The organism is Streptomyces sp. TAA486 (genome assembly GCF_000426165.1).
The window spans coordinates 18594-33873 of sequence record NZ_AUEV01000007.1; the positions used below are offsets into that span (position 1 = coordinate 18594).

Consider the following 15280-nt stretch of genomic DNA (forward strand, 5'->3'; position numbering starts at 1 on the left):
AGCGCGTCCCCTCCTACCGGAGAACCCGCCGTGACGAACCGGCTCGACGAAACGCCGGCTCCGCCCCTGGGAGTTTCAGATGACCCTGTCCTCACCGCAGCGTTCCGCCCTCGCCGACCAGGTGATCGCGGCGCTGCGTACGCAGATCACCTCGGGAGAGTGGCCGGTGGGAACCCGGATCCCCACGGAGCCCGAGCTGGTGGAGGAGCTGGGGGTGGCACGCAACACCGTCCGTGAAGCGGTGCGCGCGCTCGCGCACAACGGGCTGCTGGACATCCGTCAGGGGTCCGGGACGTACGTCGTCGCGACGAGCGAGCTGGCCGGGGTCATGCATCGCCGCTTCGCCGACGCCGATCCGCGCCATGTCGCCGAGATGCGGGCCGCGTTGGAGACCTCGGGGGCACGATTGGCGGCGCTGCGGCGCACCGAGCAGGACATGGTGCAGCTGGACGCGCTGCTGGAGCGGCGTGAGACGGCATGGGAATCAGGCGACGCGGAGCGCTTCGTCGAGGCCGACGCCTCGCTCCATCTGGGCGTTCTCAACTCGTCGCACAACGACGTGCTGACGGCGCTCTACGCGGACCTCGGCGAAGTGATGCGCGACTTCCTGCGCCTCGACATCGGTGAGGAACTGCATCCCGAGTCGCACATGGACCATGCCCGTCTGATCGAGGCGATCCGCGCCCGTGACGAGGAGGAGGCGGCCCGTGAGGCCGCCTCCCACACGCAGGAATGGCGCTGCGGTACGAGGAATCCGGGCGACCCGAAAGGCACGAAGGCTGCGCGGAGCACGAAGGGCCGGGGAAGGACAGGGAGTCCGGCCCGGCGCTCGTGAACTGCCGTGGCGTGCCTGCGGATTCCACGGATTCCCTGGTCAGGCACCCATCATGTGAACGCCGCCGTCGACGTGCACGATCTCGCCCGTCGTCTTCGGGAAGAAGTCCGAGAGCAGGCCGACGACGCCGCGGCCGGCCGGGTCCGGGTCGGTCAGGTCCCAGCCGATCGGGGCCCGGTGGTTCCACACGTCCGCCAACTCCTCGAAGCCCGGGATGGACTTGGCGGCCATCGACTTGAGGGGACCCGCCGAGACGAGGTTGCAGCGCACGTTCCGCGCGCCCAGGTCGCGGGCCAGATAGCGGTTGGTGGACTCGAGGGCCGCCTTGGCCACGCCCATCCAGTCGTACTTCGGCCATGCGATCTGTGCGTCGAAGGTCAGGCCCACGACGGAACCGCCCCGCGGCATCAGCGGAAGACAGGCCGTCGTCAGGGACTTGAGCGAGTAGGCCGAGACGTGGACGGCCGTGCCGACGTCCTCCCAGCTCGCCTCGAGGAAGTTGAACGCTCCCTGCGGGCCGAAGGCGATGGAGTGGACGATCCCGTCGAGCCCGTCGACGTGTTCGGTCACCCTCTCCGCGAGTGAGTCCAGGTGCTCCTGGTCGGTCACGTCCAGCTCGATGACGGGCGCCTCCTTCGGGAGGCGCTTGGCGATCCGCTGCACCAGGGACATCCGGCCGTAGCCGGTGAGCACGACCTCCGCGCCCTCCTCCTGTGCGACCTTCGCCGCGTGGAAGGCGATCGACCCGTCGGTCAGTACGCCGGTGACGAGGATGCGCTTGCCTGCGAGGATTCCGCTCATCTCAGTGCCCCATGCCCAATCCGCCGTCGACAGGAATGACGGCTCCGGTGATGTACGCGGCCTCGTCGGAGGCGAGGAAACGGACGGAGGCGGCGACCTCCTCCGGCTGGGCGTAGCGCCCCAGCGGGACCTGCTCGACGATGTTCGCGCGCTGCTCGTCGCTGAGCGCCTTCGTCATGTCGGTGTCGACGAAGCCGGGCGCGATCACATTGCAGGTGATGTTACGGGAGCCCAGCTCACGGGCGATCGACCGGGCGAACCCGATGAGACCGGCCTTGGAGGCGGCGTAGTTGGCCTGCCCCGCAGAGCCGAGCAGCCCGACGACGGAGGAGATCAGCACGATGCGGCCGGTGCGGGCCCGCAGCATTCGCTTCGTCGCGCGCTTGACCACACGGAAGGTGCCGGTGAGGTTGGTCTCCAGCACGGTGCTGAAGTCCTCTTCGGACATCCGCAGCAGCAACTGGTCGCGAGTGACACCGGCGTTGGCGACGAGCACCTCCACCGGGCCCTGCTTCTCCTCGATCTCCTTGTAGGCCCCCTCCACCTGTTCGGGATCGGTGATGTCGCACCTGACCGCGAGGCAGCCGAGGTCCGTGAGCTCCTTCGGGGGCTCGCCCGTACGGTAGGTGACTGCGACGTCGTCCCCCGCGTCGGCGAAGGCCCGCGCTATGGCGAGGCCGATGCCGCGGTTGCCTCCCGTGACCAGTACCGAGCGGCTCAAGAGGGACCACCCTTTCTGCGATCTCCGCGCTGCCACGTGCGTGACGAGGAAGGCGGCCGGTGTCTGTCCCTACGAAAGCTATATGTGCGCGGCCCGATTCAGGGGATGGGGCAGCGACAGGGGGGCGGACGGCCTCCTGTCGGGTCTCCACAGATACCCGCGGTCACCTGGGGCCGCCTGAGGGTGCCGGAAGGTGCCGTACCACCGGAAGGACGGCGGCCACCGACGGCCCGCCCGGCACGAATAGACTCTGCGGCGACCCTGATCCGCTTCTATCCCCAGGACAGAACGTGACACGCCTCGGCGACTCCGTACAGCGCGCCAGCCGGCTGCTGGCCCAGGACCTCTCCTCCGACACCACCGTCGAGCAGCTGCTCGCCGAGACGGGGTCGCGCCGCTATCTGGATCTGAGCGATCTTCCGGCGAAGGAGCAGGCCGCGCTGATCGGTGCGCGCGCGGTCGAGGTGCTTCCGTCGGTGGAGAAGCTCGCCGAGGCGATCGAGACCAAGCAGGCACAGGGCAAGGGCCTGCACGTGAAGCTGGGCATCGACCCGACCGCCGCAGACGTGCACCTCGGCCACGCCGTGCAGATGATCGTTCTCAGCCGTTTCCAGCGGATGGGGCACGATGTCACGCTGATCATCGGTGACTTCACGGCGAAGATCGGTGACCCGTCGGGCCGTACTGCCGAGCGTCCGGCGCTGACCGACGAGGACATCGCGAAGAACCTCTCGGGCTACCAGGAGCAGGTCCGGCCGTTCTTCGACTTCGAGAACGTCAGCTTCCGCAACAACAGCGACTGGCTCGGCGAGATCGGGTTCGCGCAGCTGATCACCCTGCTCGCGCAGGTGCCCGCCTCGGCGCTGCTCCAGCGCGAGGACTTCCGCAACCGGCTCGCGCAGGGCTCCGGTCTGACGATGTCCGAGCTGATCTACCCCGTGGCGATGGCCCTGGACTCCGTCGAGCTGGACTGCGACATCGAACTGGGCGGCGTCGACCAGCTGTTGAACATGCAGATGGGGCGCCGGCTGATGGAACTGCACGCGCAGCGCCCCCAGATGATCGCCGCGATGCCGCTGATCGAGGGCACGGACGGCTCGGGCGCCAAGATGTCGAAGTCCAAGGAGAACTACATCGGCCTGACCGCCGGCGGGGACGATGTGTTCGGCAAGATCATGTCGATCCCGGACCGGCTGATGGTGCCGTACCTGCGTGCCTGGACGGAATGGACGGACGCCGAGATCGACCAGGTCGTCGCCCGTATCGAGGCCAAGTCGCTGCACCCGATGGACCTGAAGAAGGTGCTGGCGGGTGAGGTCGTCCTCGCGCTGCACGGGCCGGAGGCGGCGCGGGCCGCTCGGGCGCACTTCACGGCGCAGTTCTCGAAGAAGTCCTTCGCGGACGTGGAGACGCTGCCGAGCGTGGACGCCAAGGAGCACGGCGGCGAGGGCATCGCGGCGATCCTCACCCGGGTGCTGGAGTTCACCCCCAGCGCATCGGCCGCGCGGCGCATCGCCAAGCAGAACGGGCTGCGGCTCGTCGTCGAGGCGGAGGCGGGCGGCGAGCAGCAGGCCATCGTGCTGCCCGAGGCGGATGCCCTGCGTCCTCTCGGCGAGGTGGTCCCCGAGAAACTGGCCGAGGCGGGCGTGAGCGGGACGGTCTACCTCAAGGCCGGCCGGAGGATCGCGCAGATCGAAGGTCTCTGAGGAACGGTCGGTCAGCCGGGACCTGGCCGGCCCGCAGCCCGTACGTCCCCGCTGTCGTAGAGATGGGGCGGGACGTACGGGTCCGCTCCTCACATGCGTGCCCGCTGGCCTCTGCCCCGTCCTCTGATGTTCTGCCACAGCGGCGAGCCGATCGCCACCAGCAGTACGGCGCCGCCGAGTTGGAGCCCGTGGCGGATCCAGTCGAAGCCACTGGTCACGCCCACGCCCGCCCACGAGGCGATCGCGTTGCCGAGGACGCCTCCCAGAAGGCCGAAGATCATGGTCAGCCACAGGGGGATGCGCTGTCTGCCCGGGATGATCGCCCGGGCGAGCACACCCAGCACCAGCCCGACGATGATCGCCCACAACCAGTTCATCGCACCTCCGTAGAGCGCCGGGCCCGCTTCGGCCCCGGCTCCTCGTGCCTTCGCCGGCGTAGTCCGTGCGCCGTCAGCTTGGCGCCGTACCTGCTACGCCGCACTGCGGAGTGGTCCGTACGGGCTGTGCCGCAGCATGACCGGTCCACACCGCCGGGCGGCCCGGTCTCGAACCCGTCCGAGCTCAGGCGTACCGTGAGAGAGGTCGTGTCCCCGGCGGCAGGCCGGGCGACCGGCCCGCGTGAGGTGGTGAGAGTGATGCGGAAGCAGCGCGGAGCCGAGGTCTTCCAGATCACCGGAGCCCGCCAGTCACTCGCCGACGATGTGCGCGGCAGGCAGCGGCGCTATGTGATCTCGATGCTGATCCGGACCGCGTCGGTGCTGTTGACCGTCGTCCTGTGGAACGTGCAGCGGCCGTTGGCCGTTATGACGCTCGTGGTGGGCGCCTTGCTGCCGTACGTGGCCGTGGTGATCGCCAACGCGGGCCGGGAGAACGCTTCTTCGATGCCGTCGGCGTTCGTGCCCACGCACACGCGGCCCGCGCTCACGTCGCCTGACGCAGTACCGGAAGCCCGTCATGAAGCGGCCGACGGACCCTCCGGCGACCGGAGTTGAGCAGGCCGCCTGACACCCGTGTGTAAAAGCTCAAGAAAAGCTCAGATCAATCATGTTGTTCCGCTGCACCTCGCAGGGGTCCCCGTGCCATACTTCATAAGCGCTCCGCATCCCCCGTCGGAGCGACAGACCGACGCCGGGCGGCTCCCCCCGTGGCTGCCCGGCGTCGCTTGTCTTCCGGCCCCGGGTGTTGGATAGGGCCGTGTCTTCAAAGCCTTCTTCGCCTTTCCCGTTCCAGCCGTCCGGCCCGTCCGGTGACGGCGAGGCCTCCGAGAGCCCGATCTGCTCGGCCAAGGGCTGCCGCGCCCCCGCAGTGTGGGTACTGGCCTGGAACAACCCCAAGCTGCACACCCCCGAGCGCCGCAAGACATGGCTGGCGTGCGACGAGCACCGGGAGCACCTGTCGTCGTTCCTGGGCATGCGGGGCTTCCTCAAGGACGTCGTCCGCCTCACGGAGTGGGAGGGGGGCGGCGGCCCCGGGCGCTCAGCCGCCGATGGCTGACATCGGACGGTCGGGCTGCACGAAGGACGGGTCGTCGATGCCGGCGCCCGCCTTCTTGCCCCACATCGCCTGCCGCCAGCGCGCGGCGACCTCCCCGTCCTCCGCGCCGGAGCGCAGCGCGCCGCGCAGATCGGACTCCTCGGTGGCGAACAGGCAGGTGCGCACCTGGCCGTCGGCCGTCAGGCGCGTACGGTCGCAGGCGCGGCAGAAGGGCCGGGTGACCGAGGCGATGACACCGACGCGGTGCGGGCCGCCGTCGACGATCCAGCGCTCGGCGGGAGCGGATCCCCGCTCGTCCTGACCTTCGGGAGTGAGGGTGAAGCGGGAGTTGAGCGACTCCAGGATGTCCCCGGCGGTGATCATGCCGTCGCGCTGCCAGCCGTGCTGGGCGTCGAGTGGCATCTGCTCGATGAAGCGGAGCTCGTAGCCGTGTTCCATGGCCCAGGCGAGAAGGTCGGGCGCCTCGCCGTCGTTGAGACCCGGCATCAGAACCGAGTTGACCTTCACCGGAGTCAGGCCCGCCTCGTGAGCCGCGGCCAGACCGCGCAGCACGTCCGCGTGCCGCTTGCGGCGCGTCATCCGCTGGAAGACCTCCGGATCGAGGGTGTCCAGCGAGACGTTGACCCGGTCGAGGCCGGCTTCGCGCAGCGCGACCGCCGTACGTTCGAGACCGATGCCGTTGGTGGTGAGTGAGAGCTTCGGGCGGTGCGGCAGGGCTGCGCAGCGCTCGACGATGCCGGTGAGACCCGGCCGCAGCAGCGGCTCGCCTCCGGTGAACCGGACCTCCTCGACGCCGAGTTCGTCCACGGCGATGCGCACGAGGCGGACGATCTCGTCGTCCGTGAGCAACTCCGGCTTGGCCAGCCACTGCAGGCCTTCCTCGGGCATGCAGTACGTGCAGCGCAGATTGCAGCGGTCGGTCAGCGAAACGCGCAAGTCGGTGGCGACCCGGCCGTATGTGTCGAGCAGCATTGCTGGCGGCCCTCCCACGAGTTTGTGCCGATGCTTCGCAGCGTACGGGACGCCACGGACATTCAACAGATCGTTGAAGTCGGCGGCGTCCCGCGTGCGGTGGCGCTCAGAGCGCGCCGTGGCCCGTCAGGGAGCGCACCTCCAGTTCGGCGTGCTTCTCCACCGCGCTGTCCTCCTTGGAGATGACCGAGCCGAGCCATCCCAGCAGGAAGCCGAGCGGGATCGAGATCAGCCCCGGGTTGGAGAGCGGGAAGTAGGCGAAGTCTGCTTCGGGGAACATCGAAGTCGGCAGGCTGGTGACAACCGGCGAGAAGAGCACCAGCACGACCGACGAGATGAGTCCGCCGTAGATCGACCACAGCGCGCCCTGGGTGGTGAACCGCTTCCAGAAGAGGCTGTAGAGGATCGTCGGCAGGTTCGCGGACGCCGCCACCGCGAAGGCGAGTGCGACGAGTCCGGCCACGTTCAGACCGCCGGCGAAGATGCCGAGGCCTATGGCCACGGCGCCGATGATCACCGACGAGATGCGGGCCGCACTGACCTCCTCCTTCTCGGTCGCCTGCCCCTTCCGGATCACGTTCGCGTACAGGTCGTGCGCGAAGGACGAGGACGACGCCAGCGTGAGTCCCGCGACCACCGCCAGGATCGTCGCGAAGGCGACAGCCGAGATCATCGCGAGAAGGATCGCCCCTCCGGTCGAGTCCGCGCCGCCGCCGATCTCCTGTGCGAGCAGCGGTGCCGCGGTGTTGCCCGCCGGGTCCGATTCGGTGATCGTCTTCTGCGAGAGCAGCGCGGCGGCACCGAAGCCCAGCGCGATCGTCATCAGGTAGAAGACGCCGATGATGCCGATCGCCCAGTTCACGGACTTACGGGCGGCATTGGCCGTCGGGACGGTGTAGAAGCGGATCAGGATGTGCGGCAGCCCGGCGGTGCCCAGGACGAGCGCGAGCCCCAACGAGATGAAGTCGATCTTCGAGGTGGCGCTCACCCCGTACTTCAGGCCCGGCTCCAGGAAGGCGGCGCCCTTGCCGCTGTTCTCCGCGGCGGCGCCCAGCAGGCTGGAGAGGTTGTAGTTGAACTTGTGGAACACCAGCACGGTGACGATGAGCGTGCCCGCGATGAGCAGCACGGCCTTGATCATCTGCACCCAGGTGGTGCCCTTCATGCCTCCGATCGTCACGTAAAGGATCATGACGACACCGACGAGGACCACGATCAGGTTCTTGCCCGCGTCACCGGAGATGCCCAGCAGCAGGGCAACGAGCGCGCCCGCGCCCACCATCTGCGCCAGCAGGTAGAAGATCGAGACGATGATCGTGGAGATGCCCGCGGCCGTACGGACGGGGCGCTGCCGCATCCGGAAGGCCAGGACGTCGCCCATCGTGTAGCGGCCGGAGTTGCGCAGCGGCTCGGCGACAAGCACCAGAGCGACCAGCCAGGCCACCAGGAAGCCAATGGAGTAGAGGAAGCCGTCGTATCCGGACAGCGCGATCGCGCCGGCGATACCGAGGAACGAGGCGGCCGACATGTAGTCGCCGGAGATCGCCAGACCGTTCTGGAAACCGCTGAACTCGCGGCCGCCGGCGTAGAAGTCCGTGGCGTCCTTCGTCTTGCGACCGGCCCAGACCGTCACGCCCAGCGTGAGCAGGACAAAGATGGTGAACAGTGTGACGATCAGAGTGCGGTGCTGGCTTGCGCCTTCGGCCGCGAGCTGCAGCTGCCCCGGTGACGAGGCCAGCGAGTGCGTGAGGCTCATGCTTCACCGTCCAGACGGTTCTTGATGGCCACGCCCTTCGGGTCGAGCTTGGCCGCGGCGTGACGGGAGTACCACCAGGCGATGAGGAAGGTGGTCAGGAACTGGGCGAGCCCCAGGACGAAGGCGACGTTGATCGTGCCGACGACCTTGGTCGCCATGAACCCGCCGGCGTAGTTCGACAGCAGCACGTACAGCAGGTACCAGGCGACGAAGCCCAGGGTGAGGGGAAACGCGAATGACCGGAAAGCGCTGCGCAGCTCTCCGAACTCCGCGCTCTGCTGCACCTGCATGTAGTCCGTGCCGTCCGGTGGCGCAGACCTCTCGTTCTCTTGTGCTGAGTCCACGGGAACTCCAGTCGATGTGGGTGCTGGGTGAGGAATATGAGCAGGTCGGGGTGTAGATACCAGCAGTGCAGTGCGGCGCATCGTAGATCTTCACAAGGGCCTGGCAACAGGGGGATGTCGTTGAGACATGGAAGAGTTATCGAAGACAAACCTGGGCCATCTTCGGGATTCCGTTGCTGAGCAGCACCGAACGGCGCTAAGTTCCCATCTCTGTGGTCAACTTCGGACAACATGGAGATCCCATGGATTCGCAACATTCCAGGCGGTGGCGAAGACTCGCGATGCCGCTGGGACTCGTTCTGACTGCTTCGCTGGGGCTGGCGGGAGCCGCCGTGGCAAGCGGACAGGACGCGCCCGCATCCGCGAAGAAGGACGGCGAGAAGCTCAGCTACGTCGTCAACACGGAGGCGGACGCCGGCACGGTGAAACGTGTCAAGAAGGAGATATCGAAGGCGGACGGCAAGGTCGTCACCGCTTACGGGAAGATCGGCGTCATCGTCGCGCACTCGTCGAACGCGAAGTTCGCGGAGACGATGCGCTCGGTGAAGGGCGTGGAGACGGCAGGCGCGACCCGCACTGCCCCTCTGGAGAGCGCCTCCACCACAGACGTGGGGAAGCCGCAGTTCTTGAAGGTGCCGAAGTCGGCGACCGGTGCCGAGGCGAAGGCAAAAGCCGAGGCCGAGGGTAAGGAACCCCTTGAGTCCCTGCAGTGGGACAAGCGGGCCATCAGGGCCGACAAGGCCAGCAAGATCAACCAGGGCAGCAAGAACGTCACCGTCGGTGTGATCGACACCGGTGTGGACGACACGCACCCCGACCTCTCGGCCAACTTCTCGGCCAAGCAGTCGGCCAACTGCGTCGGCGGCAAGGCCGACACCACGAAGGGCGCCTGGCGTCCCTACGACCCGGCGAACGACTACCACGGCACGCACGTGGCGGGCATCGTCGCCGCCCCGCGCAACGGGGTCGGCGTCGCCGGCGCCGCGCCGGGCGTGAAGGTCGCCTCGCTGAAGGTCTCCGAGCCCGAGACCTCGCTCTTCTTCAGCGAAGCAGTGGTCTGCGCGATGGTCTTCGCCGCCGACCACGGCGTCGAGATCACGAACAACAGCTATTACACGGACCCCTGGCTCTACAACTGCTCCGACGACCCGGACCAGAAGGCGATCACCGACGCCGTGAGCAGGGCCGTGAAGTACGCGACGAACAAGGGCGTCACCCACGTCTCGTCCGCGGGCAACTCCTCGCACGACCTGGCCGCGACCGAGATCAAGGACGACACCAGCCCTGACGACTCCACGCCCGTGGAGCGCACGGTCAACCCGGCGGAGTGCCCGGACATCCCGAGCATGCTGCCCGGAGTGACTTCGGTCTCCTCCACCGGTGCCGAGGACGGGAAGTCCTACTTCTCCAACTACGGCCTCAACCAGGTCGATCTCTCAGCGCCCGGTGGCGACCGCCGCTACCAGACGCCTCAGGATCCGGCCAAGGACGGCGGCGTGCTCTCGACGATGCCCGAGGGCGACTACGCCTACCTGCAGGGCACTTCGATGGCCGGACCGCAGGTCGCCGGTGTCGCTGCGCTCATCAAGAGCAAGCACCCCGACGCCAGCCCGAAGGACGTCGCCTGGATGCTGAAGGCGCAGGCCAAGAGCGTGACCTGCCCCGAGTCCTACGACCCCGACGGCAAGGGCACCTACGAGGCCAAGTGCACCGGCCTCAAGGGCAACAACAGCTTCTACGGCCACGGAATCGTGGACGCACTCGCGGCCGTCAAGAAGTAGGAACGACCCATGGCGGAGTGAACGCCGGTGCCCGCGCCGCCTCTTGACCCACTCGGTCAGGAAGTGACGTGCGGCGCCGGTGAATCCGCCGCCGGCGAGGGGCCGGGCCGCTCATGCGGCCCGGCCTTTTGCGTACCCTCGCTGGTGCCCCCTGCGCCGTTCTCGGTGACGACGGCCGCGGCGCTCGTCGCACCGTCCGCAATCCGCCCGTCGGGGGCCCAGCCGGGCCCGCGGAAGACCCGTCCGGCACGCTCGCTCCAGGTGCGCGCCGAACGCAGATCGCGCCCGATGGAGGCGTACTCGTGCGTGGCCACACGCAGCGGGTTGTACGTCGAGATGTTCTTGGTCAGCCCGAAGACGCAGGGCTCCGTCTCCGGCGTGAAGGAACCGAAGAGCCTGTCCCACACGATCAGGATCCCGCCGAAGTTCCGGTCCAGATAGCCGCCTTGGGAGGCGTGGTGGACGCGGTGGTGCGAGGGCGTGTTGAAGACGAACTCGACGGGACGGGGCAGCTTGTCGATCCGCTCCGTGTGGATCCAGAACTGGTAGACGAGGTTCACCGACGAGCAGAAGGCGAGCGCGGCCGGGTGCACGCCGAGCGCGATCATCGGCACGTAGAAAGGCCAGACGGTCCACGTGGTCCACGGCTGGCGCAGCGCGGTGCTCAGGTTGAACTTCCGGCTGGAGTGGTGCACCACGTGGCAGGCCCACAGGATGCGGATGACGTGGTGGCCGCGGTGGGACCAGTAGTAGAAGAAGTCCTGCGCGAGCAGCATCAGCGGCAGCGCCCACCACACCACGGGCACGCGCAGCGGCGTCAGCTCGTAGATGCCCACGTAGATGGCAACGATCGGGATCTTCCACAGGGCGTCGAAGACGAGGCTGCCGAGCCCCATGCCGATGCTCGTGGCAGCGTCCTTTGCCTCGTATCCGGCGGCGTCATCGTCCGGATGAAGGCGATAACTCACGATTTCCAGCACCGTGAGCAGAATGAATGCAGGTATCGACCAGAGTACGACGTCAGGCAGCTGAGACGGCATGTCAGCAAGGTAGACGCGGACGGCGCCCCTCGCTAGGGGTTGTTACCGACAAGTATAAAATGAGTGCCCGTCAGCTGTGCCGCGAACGGCACCTCTCCGTTCTCCTCCTCCGGCGCTCTCCGCGCTGCTCTCCTGGCCTGTCGTTCGGGTCGCACTCCCCCGCGCACGTGCGGGCGCGCTTTCCGTGGGACGTGGACAACCGTCCTCAATCCCCTGTGCGCACGGGGACGTTGACGCAGCGTCGGAACCACTCGCCCCGGCCCGGTTCCGCGCGGCGCGCGCGGCAGGCCCCGCGGGAACTGTCAGTGCCGCCCCGTATTCTCTGTGACCATGCTCGAAGATCAGACGGCACTCCCGGGCGAGCCCGAGGACAGGGCGGCGGCAGCCGGCCGGATCCCCGCTCAGTCACCAGCCGTCGGCTCCGCAGCAGGGCCCGTGTGGCCCGACGGATATCCGCAGGGCTACGCGGTGGTGGACGTGGAGACCACCGGGCTCGCCCGTGACGACCGCATCGTCTCCGCCGCCGTCTACAGGCTGGACGCGCGGGGCGAGGTCGAGGACCACTGGTATTCGACCGTCAACCCGCAGCGCGATCCGGGCCCGACCTGGATCCACGGGCTGACCACCGAGGACCTCGCGGACGCCCCGCTGTTCACGGAGATCGCCGACGATCTGGCGACGCGTCTCGACGGCCGCGTCCTGGTCGCCCACAATGCCGTCTTCGACTGGTCGATGATCGCGCGGGAGTACGCACGTGCGCAGCGCACTCCGCCCGTCCGGCAGCGGCTGTGCACCATCGCCCTCGCCAAGCAGCTCTCGCTTCCACTGCCCAACCACAAGCTGGAGTCGCTCGCGGCGCACTACGGCGTCTCCCAGCAGCGCGCGCACCACGCCCTCGACGACGCGCGTGTGCTGGCCGAGGCGTTCCGGCCGAGCCTCCATCTCGCCGTCCAGCAGGCGGTGCGGCTGCCGCTGCACGCCTGCCGGCCCCTCTCGGAGTGGCCGGAGGGACCGGGTGCGGAGGGCAGCGGCTTCTTCGGCGGCCGCCGCGGCTGGGGGTCGCGCCCGTACGGGCAGGGCTGGCGCCGCTCACGCAAACGGCCCGCGTGCCCGTACCCGAACCCGGGCCGGTACGAGCCGGGCGGGCGGCTCGTGCAGGGGATGCGGGTCGCCATTTCGGGCGACACCTCGGTCGACCGTGAGCTGCTGGAGGACAGGGCGATCGAGGCCGGGCTGCACATCTCCTCGCACGTCTCGCGTCTCACGAGTCTGCTGGTCACCAACGACCCCGACTCCCTCACCTCGAAGGTGGTCAAGGCCCAGGCGCACGCCACGCCCGTGCTCGACGAGGCCGCCTTCAGCCATCTCCTGCGGGACGTGGCCCCAGCACCGGAACGGTGAGCACCGGGGAGTAACGTCGTCAGACGTGTACCGCTTCCTGTTGTCCAGGCAGTGGGTGATTCTCACCCTCCTCGGACTCGCCCTCATCCCCGCGATGATCGAGCTGGGTTTCTGGCAGCTGCACAGGCACGAGTCGCGGGTGGCGCACAACGAGCTGATCTCCTCCAGCCTCCGCGCCCGTCCCGTCCCCTTCGACCGGCTCAGCAGCCCCGCGCACGGCCCCGCGGAGGACGAACAGTTCCGTACGGCGAAGGCAACAGGACGCTACGACACCGGCCACGAGGTCGTGGTGAGGCAGCGTACGGGCGCCGACGAGAAGTCCATCGGGTACTTCGTCCTCACACCTCTGGTCCGAGACGACGGCAGTGCCGTTCTGGTCAACCGGGGCTGGATCGAGGCGGGCGGCGACCTCACCCGCTTCCCTGACGTGCCCGCGCCGCCGCGCGGAAAAGTCACGGTCACCGGCCGCGTCATGGCCGACGAGACGAGCGAGGCCAGCGGCATCAAGGACAAGCGAGGGCTGCCGCCCCGTCAGGTGATGCTCATCAACAGCCGCCAGCAGGCCGCAACGCTCGACAGGCCCGTGCTGCGCGGATATCTCCAGCTGACCTCCACCTCCCCGAAACCGGCAGGCGGCCAGCCGGAGCGGATCCCCGAGCCCGACCACAGCAGCATCGGCGCGCACATGGCGTACGCCGTCCAGTGGTGGCTCTTCGCCGCGGGGGTGCCGGTCGGCTGGGTGGTCCTCGTACGCCGCGAACGCCGGGACCGTGCGGAGGCGTCCGGCACGGGCTCTGCCGAGGAGGCGGAGACAGCGGAGGGCGGAAAGGGCGGCGTCAACGGCGGTTCGGACGAGGCCGAGAGCGGTGGCGAGCCGGAGAAGGCGGCGCCTTCCACGGCTCCGGCCGGAATCCCTTCTTCCGCAGACTGACCCTGCCTGCGCACGCCGGTGAGGGGTGGCGCACACTGTGAGCCATGGATCTCGGGCTGAAGGACCGCGTCTACGTCATCACCGGTGCCACCCGCGGACTCGGGTTCGCGACGGCCGAAGCACTCGTCGCCGACGGGGCCAAGGTGGTCGTCTCCGGCCGTACGGATGAGGCCGCCACCGAGGCCGCCGCACAGCTCGGTGCGGGGTCGGCCGTCGGGATCGGCGCCGACAACGCCGACCCGGAGACCGCCGAGCGCCTCATCGAGATGGCGAAGACCCGTTTCGGGCGCTTCGACGGCGTGCTGATCAGCGTCGGCGGCCCGCCCGCGGGCGTACCGGCCGACTCGCTCTCCGACGAGCAGTGGCGGTCGGCGTTCGAGACCGTCTTCCTCGGGGCGGTCCGCCTTGCGCGCACGGCAGCGGGGGAGCTGGGTGAGGGCGGCGTCATCGCCTTCGTCCTCTCCGGGTCCGTGCACGAGCCGATTCCGGCGCTCACCCTCTCCAACGGGCTGCGTCCCGGACTGGCCGGCTTCGCCAAGACGCTGGCGAACGAGGCGGGACCGCTGGGGATCCGCGTGCTCGGCCTGCTGCCGGGCCGGATCGCCACGGAGCGGCTCCACTATCTCGACTCGCTGTCCGGTGACGGCGACGCCGCGCGCGAGCGCAACGAGGCCGCGATTCCGCTGCGCCGCTACGGGACGCCGGAGGAGTTCGGGCGTACGGCGGCCTTCGTACTCTCTCCGGCGGCGTCGTATCTCACGGGTGTCATGCTGCCGATCGACGGCGGTTCCCGCCGCGGCTTCTGAGGCTCACACCCGCGACGCCGCGGCCCGCCCGGGCCGCACTCCGTGGCCGCTGATGCGGCGGAGTGTCAGAACACCGCGGAGTGTCAGACCACCCTGTCGGGACGGTGCTTGACGGTGCGCAACCGGACCTCCGCGGGGAGGCCGTCCAGCGACGCCGACGTACGGGCGTGTTCGAGCGCTTCTCCGGTGACGCGGCCCAGGACCGGCCCCGGTTCGGCGTGCGCCGCGAGCAGCAACTCGACCGAGGCGCGCGGTGCGGTGCGCCGTCCACTCAGCCGTACCGCCGCCTTGTCGACGCCCGGCAGCGAGGCGGCCTCCGCCTCCAGCACGTTGGCGAGCGCCCTTCCGCGCAGCAACGCGCCCTCGCCCTCACCGCTTTCGACCAGGACCTCGCCGAGCCTGCGCCTGCGCAGCTGCGCGAGCAGCCACCACAGCAGCAGGATCACCAGCAGGGCCAGGCCACCGAGCACCGCCGGCCACCACCAGCTCTCCGCGCGCCACCGGGTGCGGTCGGCGTCGGACAGCAGCACGTCGTCCGGCTGGGACCACGGCCATCCGGAGGGCAGGCTCAAGTGCCAGTGCCGCGCCAGTTCGAACCCCCCGACGAGCACAGCGAGTCCGAGGGCGAGCAGCAGCAGTCCGGCCAGTGCCAGCAGCACCCTGTTGACGCTCCGCAGGACTCCGTCCATTCC

At 68.9% G+C, this 15280-nt stretch carries 16 protein-coding genes; 8 read left to right on the top strand and 8 right to left on the bottom strand.

The annotated features are described in order from the left end of the window. Positions 1-79 precede the first annotated feature (79 nt). Complete coding sequence (locus tag I004_RS33340; protein WP_078511007.1) at positions 80-835, top strand: FadR/GntR family transcriptional regulator; 756 nt, start codon at positions 80-82, stop codon at positions 833-835. 39 nt (positions 836-874) lie between these two features. Here I004_RS33340 and fabI read toward each other — a convergent pair whose 3' ends face one another. Together fabI and fabG are read right to left on the bottom strand one after the other, a co-directional pair. Further along, positions 875-1636, bottom strand: a complete 762-nt coding sequence (gene fabI / locus I004_RS0110900) for an enoyl-ACP reductase FabI (protein WP_028435518.1) — start codon at positions 1634-1636, stop codon at positions 875-877. A 1-nt stretch (position 1637) separates the two neighbouring features. Continuing rightward, the gene (gene fabG, locus I004_RS0110905) at positions 1638-2357 is read right to left on the bottom strand and encodes a 3-oxoacyl-[acyl-carrier-protein] reductase (protein ID WP_028435519.1); all 720 of its coding nucleotides are present in this window, start codon (positions 2355-2357) and stop codon (positions 1638-1640) included. A gap of 290 nt (positions 2358-2647) precedes the next feature. Between fabG and tyrS the strand changes: the two genes are divergently transcribed. Then, on the top strand, positions 2648-4063 hold the full coding sequence (gene tyrS, locus I004_RS0110910) for a tyrosine--tRNA ligase (RefSeq protein ID WP_028435520.1): 1416 nt from the start codon (positions 2648-2650) through the stop codon (positions 4061-4063). Positions 4064-4152: 89 nt separating this feature from the next. Here tyrS and I004_RS0110915 read toward each other — a convergent pair whose 3' ends face one another. Next, a complete protein-coding gene (locus I004_RS0110915; RefSeq protein WP_028435521.1) occupies positions 4153-4440 on the bottom strand; it encodes a GlsB/YeaQ/YmgE family stress response membrane protein in 288 nt (95 codons plus the stop codon). Positions 4441-4698: 258 nt separating this feature from the next. Here I004_RS0110915 and I004_RS0110920 point away from each other — a divergent pair, with 258 nt between their 5' ends. After that, positions 4699-5055 (top strand): DUF3099 domain-containing protein, encoded by a 357-nt coding sequence (locus tag I004_RS0110920; RefSeq protein WP_028435522.1) that lies wholly within the window; start codon positions 4699-4701, stop codon positions 5053-5055. A 280-nt stretch (positions 5056-5335) separates the two neighbouring features. Beyond that, positions 5336-5557: a hypothetical protein gene (locus tag I004_RS0110925; RefSeq protein WP_028435523.1), complete on the top strand. Its 222-nt coding sequence runs from the start codon at positions 5336-5338 to the stop codon at positions 5555-5557. Here the strand turns inward: I004_RS0110925 and moaA are convergent. From moaA to I004_RS0110940, 3 genes are all read right to left on the bottom strand, one after another. Beyond that, positions 5540-6529 carry a GTP 3',8-cyclase MoaA gene (gene moaA, locus I004_RS0110930; protein ID WP_028435524.1) on the bottom strand — a complete coding sequence of 330 codons (990 nt, stop codon included), beginning with the start codon at positions 6527-6529 and terminating at the stop codon, positions 5540-5542. The genes I004_RS0110925 and moaA overlap by 18 nt on opposite strands. Before the next feature lie 106 nt (positions 6530-6635). Next, a complete protein-coding gene (locus I004_RS0110935) occupies positions 6636-8285 on the bottom strand; it encodes a sodium/solute symporter (RefSeq protein WP_037975799.1) in 1650 nt (549 codons plus the stop codon). Next, positions 8282-8575 carry a DUF485 domain-containing protein gene (locus I004_RS0110940; protein WP_486579966.1) on the bottom strand — a complete coding sequence of 98 codons (294 nt, stop codon included), beginning with the start codon at positions 8573-8575 and terminating at the stop codon, positions 8282-8284. The genes I004_RS0110935 and I004_RS0110940 overlap by 4 nt, the downstream gene beginning before the upstream one ends. A gap of 296 nt (positions 8576-8871) precedes the next feature. Here I004_RS0110940 and I004_RS0110945 point away from each other — a divergent pair, with 296 nt between their 5' ends. Beyond that, on the top strand, positions 8872-10410 hold the full coding sequence (locus I004_RS0110945; protein WP_028435527.1) for a S8 family serine peptidase: 1539 nt from the start codon (positions 8872-8874) through the stop codon (positions 10408-10410). Between the two features lie 56 nt (positions 10411-10466). On the opposite strand, the gene I004_RS33345 is transcribed toward I004_RS0110945, so the two are convergent. Beyond that, positions 10467-11450 (bottom strand): sterol desaturase family protein, encoded by a 984-nt coding sequence (locus I004_RS33345; protein WP_078511009.1) that lies wholly within the window; start codon positions 11448-11450, stop codon positions 10467-10469. 330 nt (positions 11451-11780) lie between these two features. Here I004_RS33345 and I004_RS0110955 point away from each other — a divergent pair, with 330 nt between their 5' ends. Genes I004_RS0110955 through I004_RS0110965 form a run of 3 tightly spaced genes read left to right on the top strand, consistent with a single transcriptional unit; the run spans position 11781 to position 14588 of the window. Further along, positions 11781-12851, top strand: a complete 1071-nt coding sequence (locus I004_RS0110955) for a DEDDh family exonuclease (protein WP_078511010.1) — start codon at positions 11781-11783, stop codon at positions 12849-12851. A 25-nt stretch (positions 12852-12876) separates the two neighbouring features. Beyond that, positions 12877-13782, top strand: a complete 906-nt coding sequence (locus I004_RS33350; protein ID WP_051344928.1) for an SURF1 family cytochrome oxidase biogenesis protein — start codon at positions 12877-12879, stop codon at positions 13780-13782. 44 nt (positions 13783-13826) lie between these two features. Next, a complete protein-coding gene (locus I004_RS0110965; RefSeq protein ID WP_028435529.1) occupies positions 13827-14588 on the top strand; it encodes an SDR family oxidoreductase in 762 nt (253 codons plus the stop codon). A gap of 83 nt (positions 14589-14671) precedes the next feature. On the opposite strand, the gene amaP is transcribed toward I004_RS0110965, so the two are convergent. Next, positions 14672-15277 (bottom strand): alkaline shock response membrane anchor protein AmaP, encoded by a 606-nt coding sequence (gene amaP, locus I004_RS0110970; protein ID WP_028435530.1) that lies wholly within the window; start codon positions 15275-15277, stop codon positions 14672-14674. Positions 15278-15280: the final 3 nt, after the last annotated feature.